The sequence below is a fragment of the Streptomyces sp. I05A-00742 genome (assembly GCF_013055795.1).
Taxonomy (GTDB): Bacteria; Actinomycetota; Actinomycetes; order Streptomycetales; family Streptomycetaceae; genus Streptomyces.
Window position 1 is genome coordinate 196,975 of the sequence record NZ_JABETO010000004.1, and the last position, 16,009, is coordinate 212,983.

Below are 16,009 nucleotides of genomic sequence, written 5' to 3' on the forward strand. Positions count from 1 at the left end.
TCCGATCACCGGCGGGGGCGCGGTCCGTGCTCCGGGCCCCTGCCGCAGTGCTGTCGAGCTATCGCGTGCGGCCCGCGCCGCTCCCGGGCCCGCTCCGGCGGGGCGGTGCGCGTCACGGGTGGCCGGCGGCGCGCGTCGACGCACCACCGGGCCGCACCATGACTGTGACAGTGGCACTCAGTGCCATCAACCGCGGCTTTCTGCCAATTTCCGTGACCCTCCGCCGACTTTCCGCGACCGTCAGCACCCACCGGAGAACGTCCGGACCGAACCGGGAACTTCGGGAAATCCATGGAGATCCCGGGCGCCCTCCGGTCGCGTCAGCGCGACAGCGGTCCGCCGCAGCGCCAGTTCCACCGCCCCGCCCGCCCGGTGAGGTCCGTGCGGGACAACGGCGGTACGTCCAGCCGCCAGAAGACCGCCGCCGGAAGATCCAGCGCCTGGACGACGGCGGCGCGGATCACCGCCGGTCCGGCGACGACGAGCACCCGGCCGCCCTCCTCCGCCTGTGACGCGAGCCAGTTCCCGGTACGGGTGAGCAGAGCGCGCACCGATTCGCCGCCGTGCGGCACCGCGTCGGGGTCCCCCAGCCATGCCGCGACCCCCGCCGGATCGGCTGTCGCGACCTCCTCCAGCGTCCGTCCCCGCCACCCGCCCACGTCCGGGTCGCGCAACTCCGGGGCTGGCACGGAGTGCACTCCCAGCGCGTCGGCCGTCGCACGGCACCGCCTCTCCGGAGCGGTGTACACCCGGCGAAAACCAGCCGATGCGGGCAGACTCGCCGCTACGGAGCGAACCTCCCGCAATGCGGCCTCATCCGGCATGTCGTCGTCGAACCGCGCCGCCCGCAGCGCCGGACTCATCGCCGGCGAGACCAAGATCACCCTGACCGTCATCACACCCGCCCTTTCCGTGACTTCACCCTCACACACCCGGCACGGCCAGGGGTTTCACGCCCGGCGGAGCGCGGGTGCGCCTCCCCTCGTCCATGGCGCGGGAGTGGCTCAAACGGTACGGTCGCGTGGACATGACGACGGGGTGACGGAAGCCGGTGGAAATCCGGCACGGTCGCGCCACTGTGTTCCGCCGGCGTTCCTGTGAACGCCCCGGGGAGTCAGACCCGCCCTTCGTCGTCCGAAACCCGAGGAACGGGACGCGACACTCCCCAGGAGGTTCTGCCATGCCGTCATCCACCGCCACCGCACCCGGCCCGTCCGCCGCACCCGCGGTAGCGCCGATATCCCTGAAGGCCATCGCCCCGTGGGCGGTCTTCGTCGGCCTTCTCATGCTGGTCCTGCTCTACTTCGTCGGTGCCGAGCAGGGCGCCACGTCGCTCATCGCCGGCGAGGACGTGCACGAGTGGGTCCACGACGGACGCCATCTGCTCGGCTTCCCGTGCCACTGACCGGCGGGGAGGCACGCACCGTGAACCCCGTCTCCGTACGGGCGCTGCTCGTCCGCGGGATGCTCGCCGGGCTCGGCGCGGGGCTGCTCGCCCTGGTCGTGGCCTACGCCCTGGGCGAGCCCCACGTGGACGCGGCCATCGCGTTCGAAGAGGCCCACAGCCATGAGCACGGCGGCGAGGAACTCGTCAGCCGCTCCCTCCAGTCCACCGCGGGCCTCGCCACCGGGATCCTGGTCTACGGCGTGGCGCTCGGCGGCATCGCCGCGCTGGCGTTCTGCGTGGCGCTGGGCCGCGTGGGCCGGTTCGGGCCGCGGGCCACGGCCCTGCTGGTGGCCGTGGGCGCCCTGCTGGCCGTCTACGTCATCCCGTTCCTCAAGTACCCGGCGAACCCGCCCTCGGTGGGGGATCCGGACAGCCTGGACCGGCGCACCGCGCTGTACTTCCTGATGATCGCGCTCAGCGTGCTGCTGAGCGTCGGGGCGGTCGTCCTCGGCCGGAGGCTGGCCCCCCGGCTGGGCAACTGGTACGCCACGGTGGCCGCCGCGGCCGCGCTGCTGGTCGCGGTCGGGCTGGCGTACGCCTTCCTGCCCTCGGTCAACGAGCTGCCCAAGGACTTCCCCGCCGGTGTCCTGTGGCGGTTCCGGCTCGCCGCGCTCGCCGTACAGGCCGCCCTTTGGGGGTCCTTCGGCCTGTTCTTCGGCCATCTCGCCGAACGGCTGCTGGTTCCGGCAGCGGTACGGGCCCGTCCGGTCACCGCTCGCTGAGCCCGGGGCGCCGTGCGCGTGGCCGCCACCACGCGTACGGTGTCCCGTCCTTCACCGGGGTGACGCTCACCCGATCGGGTGGTCGCACGTCACGGCCCTTCACCCGCCTCCGAAGGGGCACGACCCTGGCGTCGAGGCCCGGTGCCGTGCGACGCCCGGCAGGGCCGCGGGGCAAGGAGGTCCCTCATGACCGTACTGAGAAACGCGGCCAGGGCGGCGCTGGCCGCCTGTGCCGCGCTCGCGCTGGTGGGCGGGGTGTCCGTGGACGCGCACGCGGCGGTCGGCAAGTTCGAGTACGCCGGTGCGGACGGCATCAACAGCGTGTTCGTCAACCCCCCGACCGGGCCGTGCATCGGCTTCACCAAGGAAGCGGTCAGCGCAGGCAACTACACCGACACGGACGCCAAGGTGTACGAGGGCCTGGCGTGCGGCGGCCAGGGCGAGTCCCTGCCGAAGGGCACGGGAAAGTCCTGGGGCGTGTTCCGTCCCAACAGCGTGCGGTTCGGCTGACACATCACTCCCGGGCCGGTGCCCCGGCCGGCGGGAACGCGCGAAGCCGCCCTGCCGTCCGGCACCGGCCGCTACCGTGGACGGAACGAGGGGAGCGAGCCGGGGAGCACCGCGAGAAAGGCGATCACGACCATTGGACGATCCCACCACCGCCACCACGGTCACCGCATGCGCCGCCGGACAACTGGGCCAGGTCGGCGAGTTGGTCCGCATACTCACCGACGACCAGTACGTGCACCGTCCGCGCGGGGCGAGTCCCATCGCCGGTCATGTGCGGCACTGCGTGGACCACTACACGGCCATCCTCGCGGGGGCCGGCAGTGGCACCGTCGACTACGACCGGCGCACGCGCGGCGGACCGGTCGAGACGGACCGCGGGGTGGCGCTGGCCCGGCTGGCGCATGTGCGGAAGCTCGTCCGGACCGTCGCGCCGGGCGCCCTCGGCCGCCCGGTCGAGGTGGTGAGCGTCGTGGCGCCGGACGGGTCGATCGCGCGGACGCCGTCCACGGTGGGGCGTGAGCTGGTGTTCGTCGCCCACCACGCCGTCCACCACCTGGCCGTGATGGTGCCGCTCGCCCGGGCCCTCGGGGTGGAGGTCCCGGCCGAGTTCGGCTACGCGCCGGCGACCCTGGCCGCCGCCCGGCGGCCGGGACCCGGTGCCTGATCCGGGTGCCTGATCCGGGTGCCCGATCCCGGTTGCCGAACCGGGGGCCGGAGCGGAGGGGATACGGTCGGGGGCGGGCACACCCGCTCCCCGTCCCCGTCCCCGTCCCGTAGGAAAGCCCCCATGCTCGTCGCCCGTTCCGCCGCCCTGTTCGTCGTCGCCGCCCTGTTCGAGATCGGGGGCGCCTGGCTGGTCTGGCAGGGGCTGCGGGAGCACCGCGGCTGGATCTGGGTGGGCGCCGGGGTCATCGCGCTGGGCCTCTACGGCTTCGTCGCCACGTTCCAGCCCGACGCCCACTTCGGCCGGATCCTCGCCGCGTACGGCGGGATCTTCGTGGCCGGCTCGATCGTCTGGGGCATGGTCGCGGACGGCTACCGCCCCGACCGGTACGACATCGCCGGCGCGCTGGTCTGCCTCGCCGGGATGGCCGTCATCATGTGGGCGCCGCGCGGCAGGTGACCCCCACACACAGTTCACGTCCCGTCCGCCCCGCCCGCCAGCCGGTCCAGTGCCGCCCGGGTCGCCCGGCTGACGGGCGCGGGCCCGGCCGGGTCCAGCCAGGCCAGTTCGGCGATCTCGGACCGGGGCTCCGGGGTGCCGCGGTGGTCGGCCGTGTAGCAGGCCATGCGGACCTCGGTACCGCCGGGCTTGCCGTGTGCCGCCGCCCGGACGGTGAACGCCGGGGTGACGGTGTCCGGAACCAGGTCGACGCCCAGTTCCTCCCGGACCTCCCGGACCAGCGCCTCCCGGTCGCTCTCCCCCGGCTCCGGCTTGCCGCCGGGCAGGTAGTACGCGTCCTTGCCCCGCGAGCGGGCGACGAGGACCCGGCCGCCGTCCTCCCGGTGGATCCACGCCACCTTCTCGATCACCACCGGGCCCGCGGTTCCCTCCGGCCCGCCCATCAGCGCAGGCCGATGTCGGTGCCGAAGAAGCGGTCGCCGAAGTCCCCGATGCCCGGGATCATGTACGCGTTCTCGTTGAGCCGCTGCTCGACGGAGGACGTCACGATGCGCACCTTGGGATAGCGCCGGCAGACCGTGTCGATGCCCTCGGGCACGGTGATGAAGTTGATGAAGATGATGTTCTCCTCGGCGATGCCCTTGTCCAGCAGGAGCTGGATGGTGGCGAGCAGTGTGCCACCGGTGGCGATCATGGGCTCCATCACCAGCACATGCCCCTCGGTGATGTCCGCCGGGAGGGAGGTGTAGTAGTGGTGCGGCTGCTTGGTCTCCTTGTCGCGCTGCATGAGGATCTTGCCGATGCGGATGTCCGGGAGGACGGCGCGCAGTTGGCCCTCCATGCTCTCCCCGGCGCGGACGATGGAGACGCCGCAGACCGGCGAGGCCGGGCGCAGGCCCCGGTAGGTCGCCCCGACGGGGGTGGTGACGTCGTGCTCCTCGTAGGGCAGCAGGTCGAGGGCCGCCTCGACGAGCTTGCGGATGATGCCCTCGGAGGCGTGCAGGAAGTCGGCACGGGACGCCCCGCGGTCCCGGGCGACGGTGTGCAGGGCCCGCAGGTGGGGGGTCTCGGGCAGGACGTGGACGCTGGTGCCGAGGTAGGCGTCGACGGACGGTGCTGCGGAGGCGGTGGTGGTCGGCATGGCTGCCGTTCTCCCAACGTACGAGGGGTGGTTCGGGGTGGTCACGCGGCCGGTGCGGCCGCGGCTCACTCGTTCGGCGGCTGCTCGAAGGACGGCGGCAGCGCGGGCGTGGCCGTGAACTGCGCGGCGGCGTGGCGGTAGAGGGACCGCTGTCCGGTCCGCTCCCACATCCGGCGCATCACATAGACGAGCTTGGGGTTGTGCTCTTCCTCCTCCTCGAAGGAGCGCGCGGTGGTCAGCCGCCAGTCGGGCGCCCAGACCGCGGTGTCGCCTGCGTCGGCCGCACCGGCGAACGCGGCGTGCAGCGCGGCGAGTTTGTCCCGCTTCGGGAAGTCGGCCAGGGCGAAGACGACGCCGAGCATCCCGGTCCAGTAGCTGGTGAGGACGGTCCGGTGCTGTTCCTCCGACAGCCGGGCCGCGATCTGCTCCAGCGCGTGCAGCGAGGTGAGCAGGTGGAGCAGTACGAAGTCGCCGGGCCGGGACAGGTACAGCACGGTCACGGCCTCGTACAGCTGCTCCCACGAGGTCTCGACGGGCTGCGCGGCGATCCACGACGGCACGGCGTCGATCAGCGGGTGGCCCTCGGCGAGCATCCGCGCGTTGCGGTACTGGAGGCCGGAGCGGGCGAGTTCGGGGTGGATGCCCTCCGGGAGCGGCCCGTTCTCGGGGACGGTGCCGATCTCCCGTGCCCAGGCGGTCAGCGCCTCGCGGTCGGCGTCCCAGGCGCCCGCGACGCGGAGCAGCGAGTCGACCGGGCCGGCGTCGGCCGGGCCCTCGGCCGGGTCGCCGGCGCGCTCCGGGTGGGAAGGGACGTACGAGAACACCATGTACGCCAGACCCTCGACGGCCATCCAGCGGTTGCCGATGTCCAGGGCCCAGCCCAGGTGGATGGTGGCGTGGGTGAACGCGCCGACCCAGCCGGGGACCAGCTCGGGCACGTAACGGCGTACGACCTCGTCCAGGCCGAGTTCGCGTTCCTTGCGGTCGAAGTACTCGCAGAGCGCCGTGAAGTCGTACCGGCGGCCCAGGTACTCGCGCCAGTTGTCGTCGGTTACCTCGGACTTGGCGGGGCGGGCCGGTTCCAGGCCGTACCCGTAGGTGGTCAGGGTCGCGTAGCTCTCGTAGTAGTCCTTGATGCGTTCCGGGGCCGCCCCGAGCCGGGCCAGGGCGACCACGGCGTGCTTGACGTGGTTGCTGAGGTGACCGTTGAACTCGATGTGGTGGCTCCGGTCGTCCAGCAGTCGCTCGATCAACGGCGAGGTGTTCACTTCGTCTGTTCCTTCTTGCCACGCGTATGTGACAGGTAGATGCCGGCCAGGACGACGGCGACCCCGAGGCAGCGCAGCGGGGTGGGGGCCTTGCCCTCGGTCTGCCAGTCGATGAGGACGGCGGAGATCATCTGGCCGCTGATGACCAGCAGCGCGGCGTGCATCGCCCCGAGGCGGGGGAAGACGTAGCTGTTGACGGCCACGAACAGGGCACCGAAGAAGCCGCCCAGGTAAGCGGCCCACGGCGGGGAGGCCGCCCCGAACTCCCACTGGCCGAGCACGAGCAGGGCCAGGGTGAGGAACGCGAAGCCCACGGCGTGGTTCCACAGGGACGCCCGGAAGGGGCCGACGGTGGCGCCGAGACGTCCGTTGACGGCGCGGCTGGTGCCGATGACCGCGCCGTTGAGGAGGGCGAGGAGCACGTAGAGGAGCATCGCTCACCCTCCGCCGAAGATGATGAGGGCGCTGCCCGCGAGGACGCAGAGTGCCACGACGCCGTCCCGGGCGGTGATCCGCCGCTTCGGGGTGCGGAACATCCCGAAGTGGTCGGAGACCAGGCCGAAGACGATCTGGCCCACGAGCATGAGGGCGATCGTGCCGGACAGCGCGAGGCTGCCGTTGACCGCGATGGCGGCCAGGATGACGGTGAACGCGCCGGGGATGCCGCCCAGGTAGACCCAGCGCGGTACGTCCGCCGGCCGCCCGGGCCGCTCCTCCTCCCGCCCGCTCCCCCAGCGGAACAGCCGGGAGCCGGCGAGCAGGACGAGGAGGAGGGCCACCACCGCGCCCAGGCCGTGCGCGATCCATGAGGCGAACGTGGGGGTGGTGTGCTTGGCGAGCAGGCTGTTGTAGTGGGTCATCAGGGCGAGGAGCACCCCGCCGGTGATGCCCAGTAACCAGTCGGTCGACCGTCCGAACACGACGCCCCCGCCCTCAGTCCCCGACCGGCACGGCCGTGATGTGGTCCAGGACCTCGTCGAAGGTGTGGGCCAGCCAGGTGGGTTCGGCCGTCAGCAGTTCGGCCTCGGCGTGCACGCCGTAGGTGACGCCGATCGACCGCATGCCGCAGGCGCGGGCCATGAGCAGGTCGTGGGTGGTGTCCCCGACCATCACCGCGCTCCCGGCCGGGGTGTCCAGCTCGCGCAGGATCAGCTCCCCCGACTCGGGGTGCGGCTTGGGGTGGGTGACCCGGTCGGCGCCGACCACCACGCGGAACCGGTCCCGGATGCCCGCCGCCGTGAGCAGCGCTTCCGCGCTGGCCTGGAACTTGCTGGTGGCGACGGTGAGGACGACACCCCGCGCCTGAAGGCCGGCGAGGCCGTCCGCGACGCCGGGGAAGAGCAGTTCGGGGGCCCGGGGCAGGACGATCTCGCGGAACAGGGCCTGGTAGCGCCGGACCCCTTCCGCCGCCTGCTCGCTGTCGGGCGCGACCTCCATGAGCGAGCCGAAGGCCCGTTCCAGGGGGAGCCCGATGGTGGCCCGGACGGCCTCGGGCCGGGGGGCGTCGAGTCCCATGGCGGCGAACGCGGCGGTGAAGGTCTCGACGATCCCGCGCGGGGTGTCGACGAGGGTCCCGTCCAGGTCGAAGACGGCGACGGCGGTCATCGGTCACCGCCCGCCGGCCGCGCGGAGTCCTCGGTGCGGAGCCGGGCGTGGGCCACCGCGAGACGGCCCGCCAGTTCCGCGGTGCTGACGAGGACGGACGCGTTCGCCTGGGCGGCGCGGCCCTCGGTGACCCGGTCCACGGCCCGCATCAGGTACTTGGTGATGGCGTTGCCGCGGACGCCCTCGCGCTCGGCGGCGGCCGTGGCGTCGGCTATCGCGGCGTCGACCTCGGCGCTGTCGATGGCGTCCTCCTCCGCGATGGGCGTGGCCACCAGGAAGGAGCCGGGGGCGCCGAGCGCCCAGTGGGCCTCCACGGCGCGGGCGATCACGTCCTCGTCGTCCAGCCGGTGCGGGCTGCGGATGCCGCTGGTGCGGCAGTAGAAGGCGGGGAACTCGTCGAACCCGTAGGTGACCACGGGGACGCAGTGCGTCTCCAGGAACTCCATGGTCAGGCCGAGGTCGAGGATGCTCTTGGCCCCCGCGCAGACGACGGCGACCTTCGAGCGGGTGAACTGGACGAGGTCCGAGGAGATGTCCATCGTGGTCTCGGCCCCGCGGTGCACCCCGCCGATCCCCGCCGAGGCGAAGAACGGGATGCCCGCGAGCTCCGCGGCGACCAGGGAGGACGCCACGGTGGTGGCGCCCATGCCGCCCCGGGCCAGGACGACGGGCAGGTCCCGGCTGCTGACCTTGGGGATGCCGGGGGTCGAGGCGAAGCGCTCGATGTCCTCGTCCGTCATCCCGACGAGGATCCGCCCGTCCTCGACGCCGATCGTGGCGGGGACGGCTCCGCCGGCCCGGACGGCCGCCTCCACCCGCCGCGCGGTGGCGGCGTTGTCGGGGTACTGGAGGCCGTGGGTGATGACGTTGGATTCCAGTGCGACGACCGGGGCGCCGGAGCGGACCGCCTCCGAGACCTCTTCGCTGAACACCAGGGGGATGTCGCCGGGCTGTGAGCGGCGCGTGGTCATTCCTGTCCGATCCTTGAGTTATCTTCTTCGGAATTCAACGAATCTCTTCGCGATACTTCCGAGTTCTGCTGAATTTCGCTGGGTACTGCGGAGTTGTCAGTAATTCGGCGTCTTGCGCAGCAGTTCCTTGCGCCCGACCAGTTCGGGCACGTAGACCTGTTCGTTCCAGGCGTCCTGGTCGACGGGTTCGAGGGCGATGGAGACGACTCCCTCCTCGACCCCGAAGGCCGACTGCACGGCCCTGGTCACCGCGGCGACGAGCTCGGACTCCCGCTCCTCGCTGAGGGCGACGGGGAAGTGCTTGATGTTGACGTGGGGCAAGGTGAGCTCCTTGTTCTGGTCGTCGAGCCGGCGCCGCACCGCCCGGAGCAGTTCGTCGACGTCCGGGTCGCGCAGCAGGCCGTAGTGGTCCGCCCGGAGGCCGATCACGGTCGGCGGCTGCGCGGAGAAGCCGTCGCTGTTCTCGATGAACGAGTAGTCGTCGCCGCGGGCCTTGAAGAGGGTGACGGGGGCCTCGATGCGGCGTTCGGCCAGTTCGCGGAAGGTGTAGGTGAACTCGTAGGTCTGCCGGACGATACGGACGATCCGCTTCACCAGTTCGGTGTCGAGGCCGCTGAAGGTGCTGCCGATGAACGCGGCGAAGGACTCGTCGTCGGTGGCCTGCCGGAGGCACTCCTCCAGCACGGGACCGCTGATCGTGCCGGCGAAGACGGAGAACAGGATGGTGACGAACGCCGGGTTGCGGTAGCTCGGTTCGTCGCCGTGGACCGCCGCGTCACCGGCCCTGACCTCGGGCGAGCCCGGGGCGATCAGGAACAGGTTCGCCACCCGCTCGCCGGCCCGCTCCAGCTGGTGGGCCGTCTCGAAGGCCACCCGGGCACCGAAGGAGTAACCCCACAGCGTGTAGGGCCCGGTGGGCTGGATCCGCCGGATCGCCTTGATGTCCTCGGCGGCCATCTCCGCGATGGTGGCGTACGGCGTCTCCCCTTGGTTGATGCCGTGCGCCTGGACGCCGTAGAACGGCCGGTCGATGTCCAGCCGGCCGGCGAGCAGCCGCAGGTTCATGGGGTAGCCGCCGAGACCGGGCCAGCAGAAGACCGGGCTGCGCGAGCCCTCCTCCCGCAGCCGCACCAGCCGCGAACCGTCGCCCTCGCCGGCGGTGCCGTCGACGCGGCGGGCCAGCTGCTCGACGGTCGGCGACTCGAAGAGGGCCTGGAGCGGCAGGGAGGCGGCGAAGGTCCTGTTGACGCGGTTGATCAGGGAGACGGCGATGAGGGAGTTGCCGCCGGAGGCGAAGAAGTCGTCCCGCACCGAGACGGCGTCCCGCTTCATCAGCTTCTTCCAGATGTCCCCGATGCGCCGCTCGGTGCGCGTCCGGGGCGGGACGAAGGGCCGGTCGCCGACGTCCAGATCGGTCCGGCCGGAGGACCGCAGCGCCTTGACGTCGATCTTGCCGTTGGCCGTGAGGGGCAGCCGGTCCAGGACGACGACCTTGTTCGGCACCATGTAGTCGGGCAGGAAGCCGGCCAGATCCTCCTTGATCATCTCGGCCGGTCCCTGCATATGGACGATGTCCTCCTTCATCCCCTCACTGCGCACCTGGGCGGGGCTCACCCGGCCGCCGACGAAGAAGTAGGAGGGCCCGGTGCCGTCGCCCCGCGCCCGCAGCACGGCGTCGATCCGCCTGGCCGCCGGCAGGGCGTTGCCGGTCTCCGAGCTGTAGCCGGAGGACATGAAGCCCAGGCCCAGGTCGTTCATCTGGTACCGCTGGAGGGCGCGGCCGAGGTCCACGTAGGCGAGCCAGCCGCGCCCGGGCCGGCTCAGCACGGTGATGCCGAACTGCGCCCGGTCGTAGACGCGCTGGTTGATCGCGATGACGTCCTTCCTGCGCACCACCTCGTCCGATATTCGTTCCAGCCCGCCCGCGGAGTACCGGTACTGGCCCGGCTCCAGGTCCGTGACCTTCCCGGGGTGGGCCTGGACGCAGATGTCGAGCGGCGGTTCGGTGCGCGGCCCGCCGGACGGGACGATCCCGACGGTGCCCAGGTAGTAGTCCTCGTCCGCGCACTCCAGGACCTCCCGGACCGCGGGCACGAACTCCGGCTCGCCGACGGCCAGTCCGTACGCGGGCAGGACCTCGTCGAAGAGGCCCACCATGTGACCGGTCTCGATCGCCAGGACTTCCTGGATGTTGTTCTTGTAGACCGGCTCGATCGCCTGCTTCCTGCCCATGAAGTGGGCCACGAGCCGCGGCGCGCCCTCCGGCAGCTCCCGGATCAGCACCAGCCGGTGGGCCGACGGGTCGTAGTAGTAGTGTCCGGCCGGCAGCCCGGCGACCCCGCTCAGCTCCAGGTACAGCTGCGTGGCGTAGAGCGAACCGGGCGAGGCGTAGCCGTACTTGGGCAGCAGCCGTTCCGCGCTCCGGTACTGCCCGAAGTACCGCAGGACCGCGCCCAGTTCGGTGAGCTCCAGCTCCTCCGGGCGGCGCGAGGGCGCGCCGTCGGGCTCCCGGCCGAGCAGCCGGAGGAGGTCGTCCCGGGTGACCTCGCCGCCCTCGTAGAACCGGTAGGTCTTCCGGGCGAAGACGCGCCGCCGCTGTTCCGGCGTCGGCTCGGCGCCGGGGAGGGCGACCGCGGTCCGGCCGGCCAGGTCCTCCGCGTCGCGGGCGCCGGCGTTCGAGAGCTGGGCCCGCACCTGGAGCTTGCTCTCCTTCGACTGGTGGTGGGCCCCGTGCCGGCCCTGGTCCATCAGCGCGGCTTCCTTCGGGCTCAACTCGACGCAGGCGATCAGGTTCTGGAAGCCGGTGCGGGGATCGTCCTTGACGAGCACCGCCGCGTTCTTGACCCAGTCGTGGGCCTCGATCGCCAGCCGGATCTCGTCCAGTTCCACCCGGAAGCCGCGCAACTTGACCTGGCTGTCCACCCGTCCGGCGAACTGCACCGTCCCGTCGTCGTTCCAGGAGGCCAGGTCCCCGGTGCGGTACAGCCGGCCCTCCCCCGGGAACGGGCTGTCGACGAACCGTTCCGCCGTCAGCTCCGGCCGCCCGAGGTACCCGCGGGCCAGCTGGACGCCCCCGACGTACAGTTCACCGATCTCGCCGACGGCGACCGGGGACAGCGACGCGTCGAGGATGTGGTACCGGGTGTTGTGGACGGGCGACCCGATGGGGACCGCGCCCGGGCCCTCACCGATGCTCTCGCGGTCGACGGTGAACGCCGAGGCGTTGATGGTGCACTCGGTCGGCCCGTAGAGGTTGACCAGGTCGGCGTCCGGCAGGGCGTTGAGCACCTGGAGCGCGAGGTTCCGGGACAGTGCCTCGCCCCCGCTGAAGATCTGGCGGAGGGAGGTGCAGCGGCCGAATTCCTCGGTCTCCATGAGCGCCTGGAGCAGCGTGGGAACGCACTGGAGGGTGGTCACGCCGTGCTCGACGACGGTCTCGATCAGCCCCTCGGGGTCCCGGTACACCCCGGGGCCGCCCACCACCACGCGGCTTCCGCAAGCAGGGGCGAGGATTTCCCACTGCGCGGCGTCGAAACTCATGGGTGTCTTCTGCAGGACGACCTTTTCCCGGTCCAGTCCGCATTCCGCCCGCAGCCATTGCATCTGATTGACGATGCTGCGGTGCTCGATCATCACACCCTTGGGCTTTCCGGTGCTCCCGGAGGTGTAGATGACATACGCCATATCCGTGGCGTCCGGGCTGAATTCAGCATGCACCGGATCCGTCTGAGCAGATTCCGATAATTCCTTGACATCCCGCAGGGTGACGATTCTCGTGCCCGGCGGGGAAAGCTCCGCGAGCTTGTCCCGGAGCCGCTCCTGAGTGAAGACAATGCCGGTCGCGGCATCCTCGATCATATACCGCAAGCGCTCTTCCGGATACTCCGGCGAGAGCGGAAGATAGGCCCCTCCGGAGCAGATGATCCCCCATGCCCCGACCATGAGGTCCAGCGACGGCTCGACGAAGAGCCCCACCCGGACGTCCCGCTCCACCCCGAGACTCCGCAGGTGGCGGGCCACTTCCTCGCTCTTCTCCAGCAGTTCGCGGTAGGTCAGGCGTTCCCCGCCGGAGACCGCCGCGATGTCATCGGGATGTTCCGCGACCCGTTCGCGGAGCAGCTCCGGCAGCGATGCGTGCCCAGGCCACTCATGCCGGGCACCGCGAACACCGTCAACAAATAAGTGAGACATACTTCCCCCGTCACATGCGCTTTTGCGCGTGCCATTCCATATACCCGTACGAACGTGGCCGGTCTTGCCTCTGAGGAAATGTCGCCGACCCGGGCATTGCCACGCATGCCAGCATGCATCCTCCCGATTCATGCACGGCGCGCAAGACCGGAAAAGAGGTGATATCGAGACAGTAGGCGTTGGCCATGGACGGGTCAACGGTGGCCGGAAGGATGACCTGAAAGTTAGCGCGCTGTTTATACGGCGGACGACCGGATCGCCTCTTGGCGCGGTGGCGCCGGCGATCCGGCCGCGCTCTTCCGCGCCGCGGTCACCAGCCGCTATCCGGGGGTGCGATCCGTTCCGTTTCCCTTGATCCCCTTACGTCACAGGCTCGTTCGGGGGCGCGGAACGGTGGGCTCCGCGGGGATCGCGCCGGGACGAGGGGTGGCGGCGAGGGCATCCCCGACACGTTGGGGATGGCCGCAACCGGACGGGCGGTTTTCGGCCACAGAGGTGAGGGTGCCCCGGTCCCTCCCCCAGAAGGGGCACCCCCAGCGGGCTGAATAGCCCGTCCGGCGTTTGAGGACGCGCACCGCAGGTGCGCTCGGGGGTGCGGGGGCGCAGCCCCTGCAAGAAACAAGAAGGGGCGGGACCGGGGCACAAACACCAACGGCCCGGCAGCCGGCCGAGAAGCCGGCCACCGGGCCGCAACAGCGAAAGACGAATCAGCCCAGCTGCGCCAACGCCTGGTTGAACGTCACCGACGGCCGCATGACGGCCGACGCCTTCGCCACGTCGGGCTGGTAGTACCCACCGATCTCGACGGAAGACCCCTGCACGGCGATCAGCTCGCCGACGATGGTCCCCTCCTGCTCGGTGAGCACCTTGGCGAGCCCGGAGAACGCCTCGGCGAGTTGCGCGTCATCCGTCTGGGCGGCCAGCTCCTGGGCCCAGTACATCGCCAGGTAGAAGTGGCTGCCGCGGTTGTCGATGCCACCGAGGCGACGGCTGGGCGACTTGTCCTCGTTGAGGAAGGTCGCGGTGGCCCGGTCCAGGGTGTCGGCGAGGATCTGGGCGCGGGCGTTGCCGGTGGTCTTCGCGTAGTGCTCGAAGGACGGCACGAGGGCGAAGAACTCTCCGAGCGAGTCCCAGCGCAGGTAGTTCTCCTTGACGAGCTGCTGGACGTGCTTGGGCGCGGACCCACCGGCACCGGTCTCGAAGAGGCCGCCGCCGTTCATCAGCGGGACGACGGAGAGCATCTTGGCGCTGGTGCCCAGCTCCAGGATCGGGAACAGGTCCGTGAGGTAGTCGCGGAGCACGTTGCCGGTGACGGAGATGGTGTTCTCGCCGCGGCGGATGCGCTCCAGGGAGAGCTTGGTCGCCTCGACCGGGGGAAGGATCCGGATGTCCAGGCCCTCGGTGTCGTGCTCGGACAGGTACGCCTTGACCTTCCCGATGAGCTGCGCGTCGTGGGCGCGGCCCTCGTCCAGCCAGAACACCGCGGGGTCACCGGTCGCGCGGGCGCGGGTGACGGCCAGCTTGACCCAGTCCTTGATCGGGGCGTCCTTGGTCTGGCACATGCGGAAGATGTCTCCGGCGCCGACCGTCTGCTCCAGGACGACGTTCCCGTTGCCGTCGACGACCCGCACGGTGCCCGTGGTGGGGACCTCGAAGGTCTTGTCGTGGCTGCCGTACTCCTCGGCCTTCTGCGCCATGAGGCCGACGTTGGGCACGGAGCCCATCGTGGCCGGGTCGAAGGCGCCGTGCGCGCGGCAGTCGTCGATGACGGCCTGGTAGACGCCGGAGTAGCTGCTGTCCGGGAGGACGGCGAGGGTGTCGGCCTCCTGGCCGTCCGGGCCCCACATATGGCCGGAGGTGCGGATCATGGCCGGCATGGAGGCGTCGACGATGACGTCGCTGGGGACGTGCAGGTTGGTGATGCCGCGGTCGGAGTCGACCATCGCCAGGGCGGGGCCCTCGGCGAGCTCGGCGTCGAAGGACTCCTTGATCTTCGCGCCCTCGGGCAGGGCCTCCAGGCCCTTGAAGATGCCGCCGAGACCGTCGTTCGGGGTCAGGCCGGCGGCGGCCAGCGCCTCGCCGTGCTCGGCGAAGGTCTTCGGGAAGAAGGCACGGACCACATGGCCGAAGACGATCGGGTCGGAGACCTTCATCATCGTGGCCTTCAGGTGTACGGAGAACAGCACGCCCTCGGCCTTGGCCCGGGCGACCTGCTCCGTCAGGAACTCGCGCAGCGCGGCGACGCGCATCACGGACGCGTCCACGACCTCGCCCGCGAGCACCGGCACCGACTCGCGCAGGACGGTGGTGGAACCGTCGTCGCCGGAGAGCTCGATGCGCAGGGTGGCGTCCTCCGCGACGACCGCCGACTTCTCGGTGGAACGGAAGTCGTCGACGCCCATGGTGGCGACGTTGGTCTTCGAGTCGGCCGTCCAGGCGCCCATGCGGTGCGGGTGCGCCTTGGCGTAGTTCTTGACCGACGCGGGGGCGCGGCGGTCGGAGTTGCCCTCGCGCAGGACGGGGTTGACGGCGCTGCCCTTGACCTTGTCGTAACGGGCGCGGATGTCGCGCTCCTCGTCGGTCTTCGGGTCGTCCGGGTAGTCCGGCAGGGCGTAGCCCTGCTGCTGCAGCTCGGCGACGGCGGCCTTCAGCTGCGGGATGGAGGCCGAGATGTTCGGCAGCTTGATGATGTTCGCGCCGGGCGTCTTGGCCAGCTCGCCGAGCTCGGCCAGGGCGTCGTCGATGCGCTGGCTCTCGTCCAGGTACTCCGGGAAGCTGGCGATGATGCGGCCGGCCAGGGAGATGTCGCGGCTCTCCACGGTGACGCCGGCCGTCGAGGCGTACGCCTTGACCACGGGCAGGAAGGAGTGCGTCGCCAGCGCCGGCGCCTCGTCGGTGTGGGTATAGATGATGGTCGAGTCAGTCACCGGGTGCTCCGCTCCACGTTTGCAACATTGCTCGATATCAAGATATCCCGAGTGGGGCCGCTTCCTCACAGGGCCCTGCCCCACCCGGTTTCGGCGGGGCCTGG

The 16,009-nt window shown here is 71.0% G+C and carries 15 protein-coding genes and 1 riboswitch; of the genes, 5 read left to right on the forward strand and 10 right to left on the reverse strand.

The window, feature by feature from the left end; translation table 11 throughout:
* Nucleotides 1–320: 320 nt before the first annotated feature.
* The gene (locus HN013_RS05645; protein ID WP_171163591.1) at nt 321–896 is read right to left on the reverse strand and encodes a histidine phosphatase family protein; all 576 of its coding nucleotides are present in this window, start codon (nt 894–896) and stop codon (nt 321–323) included.
* 96 nt (nt 897–992) lie between these two features.
* Nucleotides 993–1,143: riboswitch (cobalamin riboswitch) on the forward strand.
* 37 nt (nt 1,144–1,180) lie between these two features.
* Between HN013_RS05645 and HN013_RS05650 the strand changes: the two genes are divergently transcribed.
* The 5 genes from HN013_RS05650 to HN013_RS05670 all read left to right on the forward strand — a co-directional run bounded on the left by HN013_RS05650 (nt 1,181) and on the right by HN013_RS05670 (nt 3,802).
* Entirely contained in the window at nt 1,181–1,405 is a 225-nt protein-coding gene (locus HN013_RS05650) for a CbtB-domain containing protein (protein WP_171163593.1), read from the forward strand.
* A 20-nt stretch (nt 1,406–1,425) separates the two neighbouring features.
* Nucleotides 1,426–2,169, forward strand: coding sequence for a CbtA family protein (locus HN013_RS05655; protein WP_171163595.1), 744 nt, complete (start codon nt 1,426–1,428; stop codon nt 2,167–2,169).
* Nucleotides 2,170–2,355: 186 nt separating this feature from the next.
* Nucleotides 2,356–2,679 (forward strand): hypothetical protein, encoded by a 324-nt coding sequence (locus tag HN013_RS05660; protein WP_171163597.1) that lies wholly within the window; start codon nt 2,356–2,358, stop codon nt 2,677–2,679.
* Between the two features lie 133 nt (nt 2,680–2,812).
* Nucleotides 2,813–3,343, forward strand: a complete 531-nt coding sequence (locus tag HN013_RS05665) for a DinB family protein (RefSeq protein WP_171163598.1) — start codon at nt 2,813–2,815, stop codon at nt 3,341–3,343.
* A gap of 123 nt (nt 3,344–3,466) precedes the next feature.
* On the forward strand, nt 3,467–3,802 hold the full coding sequence (locus HN013_RS05670) for a YnfA family protein (protein WP_171163600.1): 336 nt from the start codon (nt 3,467–3,469) through the stop codon (nt 3,800–3,802).
* Between the two features lie 14 nt (nt 3,803–3,816).
* Here HN013_RS05670 and HN013_RS05675 read toward each other — a convergent pair whose 3' ends face one another.
* The 9 genes from HN013_RS05675 to HN013_RS05715 all read right to left on the reverse strand — a co-directional run bounded on the left by HN013_RS05675 (nt 3,817) and on the right by HN013_RS05715 (nt 15,905).
* Nucleotides 3,817–4,215 carry an NUDIX domain-containing protein gene (locus HN013_RS05675; protein WP_312018506.1) on the reverse strand — a complete coding sequence of 133 codons (399 nt, stop codon included), beginning with the start codon at nt 4,213–4,215 and terminating at the stop codon, nt 3,817–3,819.
* Nucleotides 4,216–4,244: 29 nt separating this feature from the next.
* Complete coding sequence (gene upp / locus HN013_RS05680) at nt 4,245–4,943, reverse strand: uracil phosphoribosyltransferase (protein ID WP_171163604.1); 699 nt, start codon at nt 4,941–4,943, stop codon at nt 4,245–4,247.
* Nucleotides 4,944–5,008: 65 nt separating this feature from the next.
* Nucleotides 5,009–6,211: a questin oxidase family protein gene (locus HN013_RS05685; RefSeq protein WP_312018507.1), complete on the reverse strand. Its 1,203-nt coding sequence runs from the start codon at nt 6,209–6,211 to the stop codon at nt 5,009–5,011.
* Nucleotides 6,208–6,645: a DMT family transporter gene (locus tag HN013_RS05690; RefSeq protein ID WP_171163606.1), complete on the reverse strand. Its 438-nt coding sequence runs from the start codon at nt 6,643–6,645 to the stop codon at nt 6,208–6,210. The genes HN013_RS05685 and HN013_RS05690 overlap by 4 nt, the downstream gene beginning before the upstream one ends.
* A gap of 3 nt (nt 6,646–6,648) precedes the next feature.
* Complete coding sequence (locus HN013_RS05695; RefSeq protein ID WP_312018508.1) at nt 6,649–7,131, reverse strand: DMT family transporter; 483 nt, start codon at nt 7,129–7,131, stop codon at nt 6,649–6,651.
* A gap of 13 nt (nt 7,132–7,144) precedes the next feature.
* Nucleotides 7,145–7,816 (reverse strand): HAD family hydrolase, encoded by a 672-nt coding sequence (locus tag HN013_RS05700; RefSeq protein WP_171163609.1) that lies wholly within the window; start codon nt 7,814–7,816, stop codon nt 7,145–7,147.
* A complete protein-coding gene (locus HN013_RS05705; RefSeq protein ID WP_171163611.1) occupies nt 7,813–8,787 on the reverse strand; it encodes a pseudouridine-5'-phosphate glycosidase in 975 nt (324 codons plus the stop codon). Before HN013_RS05705 ends, HN013_RS05700 begins: the two co-directional genes overlap by 4 nt.
* A gap of 96 nt (nt 8,788–8,883) precedes the next feature.
* Nucleotides 8,884–12,978, reverse strand: a complete 4,095-nt coding sequence (locus tag HN013_RS05710; RefSeq protein WP_171163613.1) for an amino acid adenylation domain-containing protein — start codon at nt 12,976–12,978, stop codon at nt 8,884–8,886.
* Nucleotides 12,979–13,685: 707 nt separating this feature from the next.
* Nucleotides 13,686–15,905, reverse strand: coding sequence for an NADP-dependent isocitrate dehydrogenase (locus tag HN013_RS05715; RefSeq protein WP_171163615.1), 2,220 nt, complete (start codon nt 15,903–15,905; stop codon nt 13,686–13,688).
* Nucleotides 15,906–16,009: the final 104 nt, after the last annotated feature.